The sequence below is a fragment of the Acidobacteriota bacterium genome (assembly GCA_028874215.1).
Taxonomy (GTDB): Bacteria; Acidobacteriota; UBA6911; order RPQK01; family JAJDTT01; genus JAJDTT01.
In genome coordinates this window covers 21748-36288 of record JAPPLF010000111.1, presented here as the reverse complement: position 1 = coordinate 36288, position 14541 = coordinate 21748, and the positions used below count along the sequence as shown (strand labels likewise).

The following is a 14541-nucleotide window of genomic DNA, read 5'->3' as shown; positions in this document are numbered from 1 at the left end:
TCAGGTCCCGAGGCGGGACCGGAACTCGGGCACGCCCGTGGAACCGGGCTTGAGGACGATGAGGGCACCGGCCGCCGGTCCCAGGTCCTCGTCTTCCGGATGGTTCCCGGTAGTGACGTAGAGGTCCGAAAGGTCCTCTCCTCCGAAGGCCACGCTGGCGGTGAACCTGGCCGGCAGTTCGATGGTCCGCTTCCGGCTGCCGTCGGCGCCGAACTGGAGCACCTTTCCCCCCATGGCCATGGCGATCCAGAGGTTGTCCTCGGCGTCCAGGGTCATGCCGTCGGCGTGCCCGTCGCGGGCGGCGTCGAATCGCAGAAAGGCGCGCTTCCGGCCGATGTCGCCGGTGCGGGGATCGTAGTCGAATTTCCAGACCACGTTTTCCAGGGAGTCGATGAAGTAGAAGGAACGGCGGTCGGAGGTGAAAGCCATGCCGTTGGGGATTCCAACCCCTTCCAGCACCACTTCGTATGATCCGTCGCGATCCAGCCGGTAAAGACGTCCCCGCTTCCGTTCCAGATCTTCGAAGGGCATGGCGCCGGCGAAAACCCGGCCCCCGGGATCGGCGATGACGTCGTTGAAACGCCCGCCGGACTCGGCCGGGATCTCCTCCAGGAGCGTTCCGGCGACCCGGCCGTCCCTCCAGACCGCCACGGTGCACCGGTCCATGAAAAACAGCAGCGAGCCGTCTGCCTGGAGTGTCATCCCGCCCACCATCCGGCCTTCGTAACAGAGCCGGCTCTCGCCGGTGGCGGGTTCGTACCAGTAGATCCGGCTCGACAGGATGTCTGTCCAGTAGAGCCTGCCCTCGCCGGGGTGCCAGACCGGCCCTTCCCCGACCGTGCAACGGAGATCGGCTGCGATCTGGTACTCAGGGGATCCGCGGGTCATGGACTCTGCTCCTGCCGGATTCAGTACCGGCCGTACTCCTTGCCGGCCTCCGCAAACGCCTGGATGTTTCCCGGAGCCGAATCCATGATCTGGCCGGTGGACCGAAGAACGTAGCGGCCTCCGGCAGCGGCCGCGTCAAGGCAGCGTCTCACTTCGTCCCGAACCGCCTCGGTCCCGCCCTCCGGCAAAACGCGTTCGTTGAATCCTCCGTTGAGAGTGATTCGATCCCCGACCCGGCGCTTGGACTCGGCCAGGTCGAAGTCGCCCGACGAGGTCTTGGGAGTCAGCGTCTCCAGCGAATGGGCGCCGGTGTCGGCCATGTCCTCGATGAAGGCCTGGCCGCAGCCGCAGTTGTGGTAGCTGACCAGGAACCCCGCCTCCTTGGCCGCTTCCACCACCGCCTTGTCGTAGGGGTACATGAAGCTCCGGAACTGCTGGGGAGAAAATCCGATCCCGACCCACGACTGGTCGTAGAGAATGGAATGAACTCCGGTGGCGGCCAGGTGGCGGACCCGGCGGATGGCCCGGTCCCGGAGGAATTCGGAGAACTTCTCCACGAACCGCGGCTGGTCGATGAGGTCGCAGGCCATGGTCACGAGTCCGCGCATGTTGGACGCCTCGCCCCAGACTCCCATGAAACAGTGCATGAAGAAGGCCCGGTCTCCGGCCGCATCCACCATGGCCTTCAGCCTGTCCTGGTTCACGCTCTCCGGCTCCGGCAGGTAGCGAATGCAGAGGTCCAGGTCGCGCTCGTTCTTGACGGCCGGCTCCACCTCGGCCACCTGTCCCTCGCCCATCCGGTAGCTCCAGGTGACGGGTCCCTCGGGAGTGGTCGCCGTGAAACGGTGGGTGCGAAAGTTCCGGGCGTCCTCTTGGACCTCTTCTTCCACCCTCCAGGTCTCCAGTGCCTCTTCCGGCCAACTGTAGAGCAGCCGGGGATAGCGGTGCATGGAGAACCGGCGCTCGTCCGGCGTCACCACCACCGGGTCCAGGCCCAGGTCCTCCTGGATCCGGACCATCTCAAGCGGGTCTTGCACCAGGCCCTCCAGTACGGCGCGGGGTCCTTGACCGGTGAGCCGCCGCAGGAGCGGCATTCCCAGCCAAGCGCAGACCGGAACCCGGTCGGTGGGTCGTCCGGTGTAGGCGGCTTCGAAACGATCGCGGGTGTCCATGCGTAGTCCCGGAAGGGAAACTCAGGGTAGCCCATGGTGTCGGAGCAGCGCAACGAAACGGGGTCTGCTCGAAGTCCGAATTGGACCATTCCGGCTGTCGATGGTGTGGAATAAATCGACGCAGCTTTGTGCTATGATTCATAGTACGTGTATCGCCAAAATGGGTCAGATCAGAGTGTTGATGGTCTCTGCAAAGTATCCCCTGGGTTGAAGACGATGAATTCCAAAATTGAGAGATTCGTTTCCCACACGCTGCCTGCGGTTTTTCTGTTCGTATGCGCAGCCCTGGCCATCCCTCCCGTTCAAGCCGAAGAGAAGACTCTGCCGAGCGACCCCCGGGCGCTCTACATCCATCCGGTGGGAGGGCAGCGGGGAGCGGTCGCGGAGGTTCAGATCAAGGGACAGACGCTCCAGGGCGCCTATGCCGTCTGGACCAACAGCAGCGCGCTTCGCGGCCAAGTGAAGCGGATCGAAGAGATCGATGAGGTTGGAGATCAACCCTATGCGATTGGGTCGGTCCCATTGAGCCACCGGGTCACCGTGGAGGTGGAGATCTCGCCCGACGCCGAAATCGGCGGCTATTCTCTCCGTCTGGTGTCCCCGAGGGGCGTCTCCGACCCTCTTCCGTTCCGAGTGAGTTCGGAACGGGAGCCTCTGATCCTGGAGGACGCGAGCCGGACCGGACCCGGCCGTCCGACTCAGGGACAGTTGTTGGAATATCCGGTGGCTGTCAACGGACTGATCGGCCGGTCGCTGGGTGGGGAAGTCGACTACTACAGCTTCGACGTGGACGCGGGCCGTGAACTCTATTTCGAAGTCTTTTTTCCGGCCCGTGGCAAGGGGCCGATCCCCAAGATGCTCCTCTATCTGTATCGGCATGAACCGAGCTGGGTGGACCCGCACCGCCTCCGGACGCTGGCGTTCAATGATGACCCCGTCGTTCATGAAGCCGGCCTGTTCGCCGAGCACGGGAAAGTCCGCAGGGCGAGCCTGAAGCATCGGTTCGGCGAATCGGGGCGCTATCTGATCGCCGTCAAGGGCTTCGACGACCGGGGCGGACCCGATTTCGTCTACCAACTTCGAATCGCCGACGCGGAAGTCGAAGAGATCTCCGCTGACAGGAGTTCCTGGCCGCTGGCGCATTCCGATCCTCACGCGTGGTTCGAAAGAAGGTTCCAGGTGAACCTCTCCCCGGCCCGTCTCCAGGAACTGTCCAGGCGAACCGTTCTCCAGGCCGGGGGAGCAAGAGAAATGAAGGAAGGGATCGGATCGGCCGGTTCCTCGGGCGTCGCCGGAGGGGATGACGCCGCCGGACCGGCTCCGGCACCCGAATTGCTCGGAGCCGTTGCCACTCATCGGATCGAAGGAACTTCCGGAAATGTTCCGGAACCGTCCCAAGTCACTCTGCCGGCGATTGTGGAAGGGGTCATCGATCGTCCCGGTAAGGCCGACCGCGTCAGATTTACGGCAGAAGCGGGCCAGGCCGTGGCGGTGGAAGTCGAGACCCCCCGGGCCGGAGTTCCCGTCTTCGTTCCCTGGGTGCAGGTTCTGGACCAGGAGCAGGAGGTGGTCTTCAGCGCCATCTACAATCGAGTCACGGGCAACAACGTCATGCTGTTCCGTGAACTCGAATCGAAGATGATCTACACCTTCGACCGGGGAGGCGAATACACGCTGCAGATTCGCGAGTTGACGACCGCCCACGCAGGTTCCGATTTTGCCTACCGCGTGTTGATCCGGCCTCAAATTCCCCACGTCGGACAGTTGAAGCTGGAGCCGGATCGCCTCAACATCGTGCAGGGTCAGGCCAGCCGGCTGACCGTCACCGTGGACCGCGAAGAGAAATTCGAGGGGGAGGTCGCCCTCGTCGTCGAAGACCTTCCGGAAGGCGTGCACGCCTATGCGACGGCGGTTCCGGAGGAGGAACGTCCTCCCGCCTTCGACGAATCGGAAAAACATATGTTCCGTCCCGAGACCCAGAAGGTTTCCATTACGCTGATGGCCGAAGACGGGGCCTCGACCACGAACCTTCCTCGCATGGTGCGAGTCAAGGCCCGGGCCATCGTGGGCGGAGAAATGGGACCGCTGATTCCGGTGGGCGTGGTTCCCTTGATGGTGGTGGCGCCTCCACAATCTTGAACTTTTGCAATCCTGACGGAGAAGGATCCCTTGATGAGATCGTTCCTCACCTCTATCGCTTCCCTCTGGCTCGGTCTTTCCGCGGCCTACGGAAGCCACTCCATGCGGCCGGCTCCGAGTCATGATCCGGCGTTGCTGTCGGCTCGGATTTTTCCCGAATCGGCCACGCTTCGGGAGAAGGGGGCCTCGCAGCGGTTTCTGGTCATCGGGAGGTTCGCCGACGGTTTGGAGCGGGACCTCACCTCTTCAAGCCGATTCGGCCTCGGAGATACGGGCCTGGCAAACGTCGACGAGGCGGGCAAGGTCAGCGCTCTGGCGGATGGCGAGACGGAACTCGAAGCCGAGATCCAGGGCCACACACTCAGGGCCGCGGTGCGAGTCGTGGATTCGGGAAGGGAAACCCCGCTGAGCTTCGAGCGCGCCGTCTCACCTGTTCTCACCAAGAGCGGCTGCAACGGCAGCGGCTGTCATGGTGGAGTCAAGGGCAGGGGCGGCTTCAAGCTGTCGCTCAACTCGTTGAATCCACGCGAGGATTACGACTGGATCGTGAGGGGGGGCGTCTACCATGTGCTCTCGCCAGAGGCGGGTGAACCGCTGGTTCCGCGGATCGATCTGGCCGAGCCGGCCGAAAGTCTTCTCCTGAAGAAACCGACCTTTGCCATTCCCCACGGCGGCGGCCCCCGCTTCGATACGGATTCCCAGGAATACGGGGCGATCGTGAACTGGGTCCGGAAAGGCGCTCCCTTCGAGCCGGAAGGAGGCGTCACCGTTCCGCGGGTCGAGGAGGTGGCGGTCTACCCCGAGGAAATCGTCCTGGATGGCAAGGGAGTCCATCGTTTGGCGGTCACGGCCAAATTGTCCGACGGCCGGACCCGGGACATCAGCGAGGAGGTTCGCTACGAATCCCAGAACCGGGCCGTGGCCAAGGTGGATGCCGACGGCGTGGTCACCGCCGTCAAGACCGGTGAGACCAACGTCCTGGTGCGAGCCGCCGGCCACACGGTTCACGCCCGCATCGGCGTCATCGCAGAACCCATCGCCGACTATCCCGAAGTCCCCGAGTGGAACTTCATCGACCGGCACGTCATCGCCAAGCTGAAGCGGTTTCACCTGATTCCGTCAGAGCTCTCGGACGACTCCGAATTCCTGAGGCGGGTCTGCCTGGACGTCATCGGCACCCTGCCGCCTCCGAACCGGGTCCGGGAGTTCCTGGAGGACCCGGGTCCGGACAAACGGAACCAGCTCATCGAGATTCTGCTGGACTCGCCGGAATTCGTGGATTTCTGGACCTTCCGGTTTGCCGATCTCTTGCGGCTGGTGCAGGAACCCAACTACAGCCAGCTCTACTATGAGTGGATTCGAACCAGCGTCGCGTCCAACACGCCGTACGATCAGATGGCCCGGGAGCGTCTGGACGCCCAGGGACGGGACCGGCCCTCGCGGCACTACTATGAGAACAACTCGCAGCCGGAGCGGATCCTCTCCGAAGAGTTGCGCGTCTACACGGGACGGCGCTTCGACTGCGCCCAGTGCCACGACCATCCCTTCGAGCCCTGGTCCCAGGATCAGTTCTGGGGGCTGGCCGCCTTCTTCGGGAATCTCGACTTCATCGGCTACTACGACATCGCCTTCGACAACCCGGCCGGCGGGTACGGAGACAAGGGGAAGGCGGGGCCGTTGAAGCATCCCCGGAAAAAGACCGTGCTCCATCCGGAATTCCTGGACGGGACGCCGTTGGCCGAAGAGTTGCGGCCCAACCAGCGCCGGGAGTTGGCCAAGTGGCTCACCTCTCATCCCTACTTCGCCGAAGCCTTCGTCAATCGGATCTGGGGCTACTTCTTCGGGAGGGGGATCGTGGATCCGGTGGACGATTTCAAGGCCTCCAATCCGCCGACGCACCCGGAGTTGCTCAATGCGCTCGCCGCCGATTTCCGGGAGAACGGCCACGACCTCAAGCGCCTGATTCGGACGATCGTACAGTCCAGAACCTACCAGTTGTCGAGCCGGCCGAACGAGAACAACCGCGGCGACCAGATCAACTATTCCCATTTCCTGCCCAGGCCGCTGGAAGCGGAGGTTCTGCTGGACGCCATCTCCCACGTGGCCGGCGTGCCGGAAGTCTTTCACGAGAAGCCGGAGTCGCCGGAGGGACAGCCTCCACCAGGAACGCGAGCCATCCAGTTGAAGGCTCCGGTGCGTTATTTCTCGCATTTCCTGGACCTTTACGGCCGCCCGATGCGATACGCGGTCCCCGAGCGCGACGCCGGCCCCAGCGTCTCCCAGGCCCTGCACCTCTACGCCGGGAAGACCTATACCGAGAAACTGACCCGGGAGGGCGGACGGATCAGCCGGTTGGTCCAGGAGGAGACCCCGCAGGGGGACATCATCGAACATCTCTACCTGGCGTCATTGTCCCGCCTGCCCACGGGCGAGGAAAAAGACCAGTTGGAAGCGGTGTTGGCGAATATCAAGATGCCGGGCCGGAAGCAGGCGTTCGCCGATCTGACCTGGGCATTGCTCACATCCAGGGAGTTTGCGTATAACCATTAACCGAACCTCGTGCCCGCCCCGGGCTCAGGATCGCGGAGGTTTTGGAGTCGCATGAAGAAAATCGGTTGCCTGACCTGTACCGAAGCGGAGCTGGGTCGACGGGATTTCCTGCGGGTGGGCTCGGTGGGCGCACTCGGCCTCAGCTTGAGCCAGATTCTGGAGTGGGAGAGCCTGATGGCCGGCCCGGCCGCTCCGGCGGCTCGAGCCAAAAAGGGGGAAGCCTGCATCCTCCTCTGGCTGGGGGGTGGTCCCAGTCAGATGGATACCTGGGATCCTAAAACCAACAGCGCCTTCAAACCCATCGCCACCAACGTCGACGGCATCCAGATCTCGGAGATCCTGCCCTTGACGGCCCGGCACATGGACAAGCTCTCCGTGATTCGGTCCATGCATACCGAGGAGAACAATCATCCTCAGGGGCACCACTATGTTTTGACGGGGCATCGCCCCAACGCCGCCGACAAGTTCCCCAGCTTTCCTTCCATCATCACCAAGGAACTGGGCCCCCGGGGAGAAGTACCGCCGCATGTCCTCTGCCCCGGTTGGGACTCGGCCGACGCCAAACGCTACAACGATCTGTTTCGTTCCGCTTTCCTGGGCGCCAACTACGATCCCATGATCCTGGCGGACCGGGGTGAGAAGGGGATCGACGTCACAGATCTGGTCCTGCCCCAGTCCTTTCCCGTGGAGAGCCTGGAGAACCGCAGTTCCTTTCTCAAGATTGTGGACAGCTACTACCGCCAGAAGGTGGAGTTGGCCGAGTTCTCCAACATGGACGGCTTCCGGGAGAAGGCCCTTCAGATGATCCTGTCCCCGGCGGTCCGGGACGCCTTCGATCTTTCTCAAGAGCCGGAGAAGATGAAGGAGGCTTACGGCAAGCACAAGTTCGGGCAGAGCGTCCTGCTGGCCCGGCGCCTGGTGGAAGCCGGCAGCCGCTTCGTCACCGCCTCCGGTTACAGCCACAACGTTTGGGACACGCATGGCGACAACGACGCCAAGCACCGGGACGAGTTGGTGCCTCCTTTGGACCGGGCGCTATCGACCCTGCTGGAGGACCTGCACCAGAGGGGTTTCCTGGAAACCACCGTAGTCCTGGTGATGGGCGAGTTCGGCCGCACCCCCCACATGAACCCGAACAATGGCCGCGACCACTGGCCCGAGTGCTGGTCTGTGGCCCTGGGAGGCGGGGGGATCCGAGGGGGACAGATTGTCGGCGCCAGCGACGAACGGGGCGGTTACGTGGCCGAGCGCATGGTCACCATGGGTGACCTGCACGCCACGATTTACAAGGCCCTGGGAATCGACTGGAACAAGGAACTGATGAGCCCCACCGGTCGTCCCATCAAGATCGCCAACTCCATCGACGACATGACCGGAGTGCCTCTCAAGGAGTTGGTCTGAGACGGTCCGGTATCCCGTCCGTTCGGGTTTCCACAACTCGATCCGGAGACCGGTTCCCGCGCCGAGACCTTCTGCTGGGTGGGTCCGCCTCGGCAGCTGCACTGCTTTCCTCCTGCACCGGGGCTGACCCTGACGGCCGGCGGGAGCAGATTCGAATCTCCCTCGTCGGAGCGGTGCTGAACAACCCCTTCTGGGATCTGGTCGCCCGGGGTTTCCGGGCCGCCGGCCAGGATTTGGCCGGGGTGGCCGTGACCTACGCCGCCCCTGAAGAGTTCAGCCTGGCCAATATCAACGCGCTGATCCAGAGTGTAATCGCCGGATCTCCGGACGGGATCGCCGTCGACTATCGGGGACGGGAGTTTGAAGAGGTCACCCGGCAGGCCCTGGACCGGGGGATCGCAGTCCAGTTCTTCAACAACTTCGAAGGGCTCGCTTCGAACGATCCCCGGATCGTACGGCTGTCGGAGACGGCCGTCGGCCTGGACAAGATGGAAGCCGCCCGCCGGAGCGGGGAAGCGTTCCTCGAGCATCTGACGCCCGGCGATCCGTTGGTACTGTTCAACGGGCTCCCGGACTCTCCGGAGCACCTCATCATCCAGAACGCCTATCTCAAGGTGTTTGCCGAAGCCGGATGGACTCGGGAGCGGATTGAGCTATTTCCGGTGGGATTGGACCCGGCCCAGAACTTTCAGCTCATGAAGGTCTACCTGACAGCCAACCCCGAGACCCGCGGAATCGTCTGTTGGGATTCACTGACGGGGTCGGCGGCGGCGCGAGCGAAGATGGACGTGGGACTGGACATCCCGGTCGTGAGCTGGAATCTGGATGCGATCACCATTCGGAGCGTGAAGGAGGGGGCGCTGACCCTCACCCTGAGCCAGCAGCCGTATCTTCAAGCCTACTACGCCGTTGTCGCCCTCTACCTCAAGCTGAGGCACGGCATCCTCGAAACGCCGTTCGTCGACCCGGGCCGGTTTCTCGTGGACCGGTCCAACATCGACCAGGTGGAGGAATTGTTCAAGCGGGGTGTCCTCGGGTAGCTGGAACAAAAAAAAGCGTTTCTCCATCCTGAGTTATAGATAGTTCAACCAGAATTCATATCCGAGAATCCAGATCAGGGGATCGAGGTTTGAAGCGAGCGAACAGACTCTTGGTCCGGACACTCCGGCGTCCCGAGTCAGGTCCCCTGGTGGGTTTGCTGGCTCTGGGACTTCTGTTCCAGAGCCTTTCGGGCGGAAACTTCCTGACCTTTCCCCAACTGAGCGCTCTGGCCGCTCTCTCGGCTTCGTTGGGCATGGTGGCCCTGGGCGTGACCCTGCTCATGATCAGCGGGGAGTTCGATCTCTCGGTCTCCCAGACTTTCGCCCTGGCGCCCATCCTCATGGGCCGATTGATGACCGATCTGGATTGGCCGGCGGCGCCGGCCCTGGGATTTGCCCTGACCGGTGTGCTGTTGGTGGGTCTGATCAACGGACTGTTGACCACGCTGGCCCGAATCCCGTCGTTGATCGTGACCCTGGGAATGTTGTTCGCCGTCACCAGCCTGAATCGCGTCCTGGCGGGCGGCTATCCGGTCCAACTCTATGGCCGGGAGGGCCCGGTGATCCGCCTCATGGGTGAGGACGTGCCGGCCACGCCCGTGGGGGCCCCGTTCCTCTGGATGCTGGTCGCGGGAGCCATCCTCTGGTTCGTCCTGGAGCGGACCGGTTACGGAAACTGGACCCGGGCGGCCGGGCACGCGGGCGGAAACGTGGCCCGGGCCATGGGGGTGCCCGTCTCCAGAGTCAAGGTGACGAACTTTGCGTTGTGCGCGGGGTTGGCCGGATTGGCCGGCTGTCTTCAACTGGCGGATTTCGGGTCGTCCGGCGTGAGTTCGGGCGAGAACTACAATCTGTTGGCCATCGTCGCCGTGGTCATGGGAGGCACCTCTCTTTTCGGGGTTCGCGGAACCATCCTGGGAACGCTGCTGGGGACCTTGATCCTGGGCGCCCTCAAGACCGGCCTCATTCTGGTCGGGACCCGAGGGGAATACTACACGGGGCTGATCGGCGTCCTCCTGCTGGTTGTGGCGGTGATCAACGCCCGGGCCGAGAAAGCCCGCCGTGGGGATGAGAGGAGCTCGTGAACCTGCCGATGGGTCAGCCGCCGCCGGTCGTGGAGTTATTGGAGATCTCCAAGACCTACGGCGAAGTGGAGGTGCTGGGAAACGTCACCCTCTCTCTGGGCGCCGGCGAAGTGGTCGCATTGATCGGAGACAACGGGGCGGGGAAATCCACGCTGGTCAAGATCGTCAGCGGCTATCTGAAGCCGACCTCGGGACGAATGAAGGTCGGAGGCCAGGAGGTCCGTCTCGAGTCTCCCCGGGAGGCCCGCCGGCGCGGAATCGAGACCGTCTATCAGGATCTGGCCATCATCGGCCAGTTGAGCCTGTGGCGGAACTTCTTCCTGGGTCAGGAATTGAGGAGAAAGTCACGCGGCGTGAGGGTCCTGAACCGGAGCGCCATGAGAAGAATCTGCCTCGAACGGCTTCAGGATTTCGGTTTGGAGAGTGTCCATTCTCCCGACCAGTCGGCGGCCTCGTTGTCGGGAGGCGAGCGCCAGACCCTGGCCATCGCCCGGGCAGTCCATTTCGAATCGCGCCTGCTGATCCTGGACGAGCCCGTAGCCTCCCTCTCGGTACGGGAGGTGCGCCGGGTTCACGAAACCATCGACCAGGCCAGGAAGCGGGGCCTGGGCATCCTCTACATCGACCACAACATGAATCACGTGGTCCCCGTCGCCGACCGGATCGCCGTACTGGAGCGCGGCCGACTCAAGACGGTCGTGCAAAGTGGAGAGGTGAGCGCCGCCGACCTGAACGACCTGTTGGTGTAAGGGGCGGCGGTCTCCGACCGCCGAACAGGAACGGCGGTCTCCAGCCGCCGGACTCCGAACCAACACCACCCCGGCCACCCAACGGGTCCACCGAAGATCAATACGGCAGCAACCCGCCCTCGACGTTCATGGCGCTGGACGTTATCTACGCAGCGTCGTCGGAGCAGAGGAACGCCACCACGTTGGCCATGTCCTCCGGTTGCTGGGTGAGAATTGCAAATGGCTCACTTGCCATAGCGAGCTCTGGTCGCTCCCGGTTCAGTTCGGTGATCTGCTGGTCATGAAAACCAGGTTCTCAGCACGTCCCTGAATTCACGGAATGCGTCATCCTCACAATCTCGCAGAGAAACACGTTCGGCGAGCTGTCGATACAAGGACGCACTCCGCGGTTGTCGCGCTTGCCGCAGCGCCGCTTGAAACGCTTCCTTGGGCCGGGCCGGTTTGACCTCGCCTTTTCGCAACCATCCTTCATGCACCAGCCAGCGATGAAGTCCCGGTTGCCGGGTTCCCCAACCTGTAATTGCAGCGACATGCGGCGATGGGCTCCACACCCAAGCTTCCAACTCGGGCGCGATCACGATCGCACGAGCGTTGCCATCACCCCAGATATAGTCGAGAGCCCGGTTGAGGCCGTCTTGTAGTTGTTCCCGCGTTTGTTGTTCCCGGCCACTGCCTTCATGGTCGAAAATGAGGAGTCCGTGGCGGTACTGTTTTGCGAAGGTTCTGAGGAACTCGACGCCTCGCAGCGCACACGCGGGATCGTGCTCCGGCTCCACAAAAACGTCTTTTTCGATGGCTCGAATTCCCAAGGCTTCGGGTCTCGCCAGCAATCCCTCCAATGCAAATTTCAGGTCCTTGTCGGCGGCGAGGATGACCAGATCCTTCAACCCAAAATCCCCGATGCGAGCAACGCGCCGAGACTGGTTTCGCCGCGCCACTCTCTAAGCCGGGGATGTTCGGCGCCCAGTACAATGTCCGTTGATCCGGCTTCGTCCTTAGCAAAACAGAGAACGTCGCTTGCACGAGCTGCGTTCAAAATTACCGTGGAGTGAGTTGCGAGCAGGACTTGTGCTCCATACACCGACGAAAGGGAATCGTAGACGGTCGAAATCGCACCCGGATGGATTCCGTTTTCAGGCTCTTCGATCAGATAGACTCCCCTTATATTGTTGAGATAGGCAGGTAGCGTCAGCGCGGCCAGCCGGAGGGTGCCGTCTGAAACAAGCCAGGACGGCACTGCCACTCCCCCTTCATATCCAAAAACCATGTAGCAGTGTTTGTCTTCGGGCCGTTCCACAGTCGTGATTTCCTTGAAGTCGGTGAGGGCAGTTTGAAGATGAGAGATCCAGGACTTGTAACGTCCCGGATCCTGTTCCCTCAGATGGGCGATCACCCAAGGCAGATTGGATCCATCCGGCAGAAAACCCTTGACCCGTTGGGGGGGGCTCGGGCGCTTGATCTGAAGACTGTTGAGGACGAATCGTTGAACTCCGGTGTTCAACAGCTCCCGAAACCAAGTGGCCACAGGGAACGATTTCTCGTCTGCTGGTAGGTTGCCCAAAGCGGACCTGTGTGGTCCCAGCTTGAAAGAAGGTGCCCAGCCCTTGCCCGGCCTGGCATAGATTTCGCTGTAGAAGTTGTCGTTTCCCCCCGGCACCTTCGAGATTACAAGCCTCTCCTGGCTCTGACCCTTGCGAGTTACCAGCGAACGGGGAGGTATAGCTGACATTGGGAAGAGTAGGGGGCGCTGCGGATTGACGACAGCCGCCTTTTTCAGCCGAAAAGTCTCGGACTTGAATTCGAAGCGGCGCTGGGTCTCGTCGAAACCAATCGCCACTTCGTACCTTGCCGTGTCCAATTCCTTTCGCGCCGTTTGACGACGAATGTCTTCGGGAATTCGGGCCTCGATCGCGAGCTCGAAGCCTTCACCTTGCCTTCGAAAGAGCAGCTCCTCAGGATTTGAGGCCCGGTTCGATAGAGCGTCCTCCAGACCATCGGACACGACCTCCTGCAGAAATGCCACGACGTCCAGGAACGTCGATTTGCCTGAGGCATTGGGGCCGACCAGAACGTGGAAAGAGTCGAGTGGTCTGGAAATATACCGCAGGCAACGGTAATTCAGAGCTTCGATGAACGTGATCATCGTTAGTACGGCAGCAACCCGCCCTCGACATTCATGGCGCTGGATGTAATGTACGCGGCGTCGTCGGAGCAGAGGAACGCCACCACGTTGGCCATGTCCTCCGGTTGCTGAATCCGGCCCAGCGGAATGCTGTCCACGGCTCCCGCCTTCACGGAACCCTCGGGAACGTCCAAAATCTTGGCGGTCTCCCGGTCGATCAGGTCCCACATGGGCGTGTCGATGATGCCGCCGCAGATGCTGTTGACCAGGATCTGATGATCGGACAGCTCCAGGCCCAGTTGCTTCCCGAACCCGATGGCAGCGTGCTTGCTGGCGGCGTAGGCTCCCAGCGGAGTGTTCTTCCCCGGCGCGATCTTGCCGGCCCCCGAGGCGTTGATGACGATCCGTCCGCCGTGCCCCTGCCGGATCATCTGCCGGCCCGCCGCAGTGCAACAGAGGAAGACCCCCTTGGCGTTGACGGCCATCAGGCGGTCCCAGCTTGCTTCGTCGGTGTCGATCAGGGGAGCGACGATGCCGATTCCGGCATTGGCCACCAGGATGTCCAGCTTGCCGAAGGCCTCGACCGTCGCACCGATCATGGCGTCGACGTCTCCGAATGACGTCACGTCCGCCTGCAGGCCCACCGCCTCGCCGCCGGCGGAACGGATCTCCGCAGCAACGGATTCGGCGCCGTCCTGGTCGATGTCCGCTACGGCTACCTGAGCCCCTTCCCGGGCTAGGCGCAACGCGATGGCCCGGCCGATGCTGCGTCCGCCTCCGGTGACCAACGCGCTTTTCCCTTCGATTTCCGAATATCTGGCCATGGTGGTGCGCTCTCCTGTTCGAGTCCTGGCTTCAGTCAGTGAACTCCATCAACTCAAGTACAAATCCATCCGGATCCTTGAAGAAAACCACCTTGAGGGCGCCATACTCCCAATCGTCTCCCAGGTCGAAGACCACCGGCGCGGAGACGAACTCCACTCCCGCTTCGGTGAGTTCCCGGTAGGCTCGATCCATGTCCTTCACCCCGAAGCAGAAGTGCCCCTGGTTGGACATGCCCAGTACGGCATTGGAGTTCTCGCCCGGGGGGTCGACGTAAAGCTGAAGGTCCACAAGAATCCCGGGCGTTTCCGGAATGGCCAGCCGAACCACCTGCATCACCACGTTCTCCTTGGCTGCCATCTGGGAGATTTCCTTCCCTTCCAGCCGGTGCCGCTCCACCTCCTTGAAGCCGAGCACGTCACAGTAGAATTTGAGTGAACGGTCCAGATCGCTGACGGTGACCGCCACGTGGTCCAGATTCCTTACCCATTCCATATCCAATCCTCCTGGCTGGGAACTTGTTTCGGTCAGGCTGCTCAGGAACTCTGCCGGAGTTTGATCGCCCGGTCATCC

Annotated in this window: 12 protein-coding genes; 6 read left to right on the top strand and 6 right to left on the bottom strand. The window is 62.4% G+C overall.

Features of this window, described 5'->3' with window-relative positions:
- Both OXT71_22640 and OXT71_22635 read right to left on the bottom strand, forming a co-directional pair.
- Complete coding sequence (locus OXT71_22640) at positions 1 to 888, bottom strand: SMP-30/gluconolactonase/LRE family protein (GenBank protein ID MDE2929196.1); 888 nt, start codon at positions 886 to 888, stop codon at positions 1 to 3.
- A 20-nt stretch (positions 889 to 908) separates the two neighbouring features.
- Entirely contained in the window at positions 909 to 2060 is a 1152-nt protein-coding gene (locus OXT71_22635; GenBank protein ID MDE2929195.1) for a hypothetical protein, read from the bottom strand.
- 216 nt (positions 2061 to 2276) lie between these two features.
- Between OXT71_22635 and OXT71_22630 the strand changes: the two genes are divergently transcribed.
- The 6 genes from OXT71_22630 to OXT71_22605 all read left to right on the top strand — a co-directional run bounded on the left by OXT71_22630 (position 2277) and on the right by OXT71_22605 (position 11024).
- Complete coding sequence (locus OXT71_22630; protein ID MDE2929194.1) at positions 2277 to 4199, top strand: hypothetical protein; 1923 nt, start codon at positions 2277 to 2279, stop codon at positions 4197 to 4199.
- Positions 4200 to 4232: 33 nt separating this feature from the next.
- Positions 4233 to 6749: a DUF1553 domain-containing protein gene (locus OXT71_22625; GenBank protein ID MDE2929193.1), complete on the top strand. Its 2517-nt coding sequence runs from the start codon at positions 4233 to 4235 to the stop codon at positions 6747 to 6749.
- Between the two features lie 51 nt (positions 6750 to 6800).
- A complete protein-coding gene (locus tag OXT71_22620; GenBank protein MDE2929192.1) occupies positions 6801 to 8150 on the top strand; it encodes a DUF1501 domain-containing protein in 1350 nt (449 codons plus the stop codon).
- Positions 8151 to 8305: 155 nt separating this feature from the next.
- Positions 8306 to 9190, top strand: a complete 885-nt coding sequence (locus tag OXT71_22615) for a substrate-binding domain-containing protein (protein MDE2929191.1) — start codon at positions 8306 to 8308, stop codon at positions 9188 to 9190.
- Between the two features lie 89 nt (positions 9191 to 9279).
- On the top strand, positions 9280 to 10275 hold the full coding sequence (locus OXT71_22610; protein ID MDE2929190.1) for an ABC transporter permease: 996 nt from the start codon (positions 9280 to 9282) through the stop codon (positions 10273 to 10275).
- Positions 10272 to 11024, top strand: a complete 753-nt coding sequence (locus OXT71_22605) for an ATP-binding cassette domain-containing protein (GenBank protein ID MDE2929189.1) — start codon at positions 10272 to 10274, stop codon at positions 11022 to 11024. The genes OXT71_22610 and OXT71_22605 overlap by 4 nt, the downstream gene beginning before the upstream one ends.
- A gap of 278 nt (positions 11025 to 11302) precedes the next feature.
- Here the strand turns inward: OXT71_22605 and OXT71_22600 are convergent, their stop codons facing one another.
- Genes OXT71_22600 through OXT71_22585 form a run of 4 tightly spaced genes read right to left on the bottom strand, consistent with a single transcriptional unit; the run spans position 11303 to position 14463 of the window.
- Positions 11303 to 11911: a hypothetical protein gene (locus OXT71_22600; GenBank protein ID MDE2929188.1), complete on the bottom strand. Its 609-nt coding sequence runs from the start codon at positions 11909 to 11911 to the stop codon at positions 11303 to 11305.
- Entirely contained in the window at positions 11908 to 13167 is a 1260-nt protein-coding gene (locus tag OXT71_22595; GenBank protein MDE2929187.1) for an ATP-binding protein, read from the bottom strand. The genes OXT71_22600 and OXT71_22595 overlap by 4 nt, the downstream gene beginning before the upstream one ends.
- A 2-nt stretch (positions 13168 to 13169) precedes the next feature.
- Positions 13170 to 13970 (bottom strand): glucose 1-dehydrogenase, encoded by an 801-nt coding sequence (locus OXT71_22590; GenBank protein ID MDE2929186.1) that lies wholly within the window; start codon positions 13968 to 13970, stop codon positions 13170 to 13172.
- 31 nt (positions 13971 to 14001) lie between these two features.
- On the bottom strand, positions 14002 to 14463 hold the full coding sequence (locus OXT71_22585) for a VOC family protein (protein ID MDE2929185.1): 462 nt from the start codon (positions 14461 to 14463) through the stop codon (positions 14002 to 14004).
- Positions 14464 to 14541: the final 78 nt, after the last annotated feature.

Excerpts from the sequence above, each read along its gene's own strand:
- OXT71_22640 (MDE2929196.1), bottom strand. The coding sequence starts at position 888 with ATGACCCGCGGATCCCCTGAGTACCAGATCGCAGCCGATCTCCGTTGC.
- OXT71_22635 (MDE2929195.1), bottom strand. The coding sequence starts at position 2,060 with ATGGACACCCGCGATCGTTTCGAAGCCGCCTACACCGGACGACCCACC.
- OXT71_22630 (MDE2929194.1), top strand. The coding sequence starts at position 2,277 with ATGAATTCCAAAATTGAGAGATTCGTTTCCCACACGCTGCCTGCGGTT.
- OXT71_22625 (MDE2929193.1), top strand. The coding sequence starts at position 4,233 with ATGAGATCGTTCCTCACCTCTATCGCTTCCCTCTGGCTCGGTCTTTCC.
- OXT71_22620 (MDE2929192.1), top strand. The coding sequence starts at position 6,801 with ATGAAGAAAATCGGTTGCCTGACCTGTACCGAAGCGGAGCTGGGTCGA.
- OXT71_22595 (MDE2929187.1), bottom strand. The coding sequence starts at position 13,167 with ATGATCACGTTCATCGAAGCTCTGAATTACCGTTGCCTGCGGTATATT.
- OXT71_22590 (MDE2929186.1), bottom strand. The coding sequence starts at position 13,970 with ATGGCCAGATATTCGGAAATCGAAGGGAAAAGCGCGTTGGTCACCGGA.
- OXT71_22585 (MDE2929185.1), bottom strand. The coding sequence starts at position 14,463 with ATGGAATGGGTAAGGAATCTGGACCACGTGGCGGTCACCGTCAGCGAT.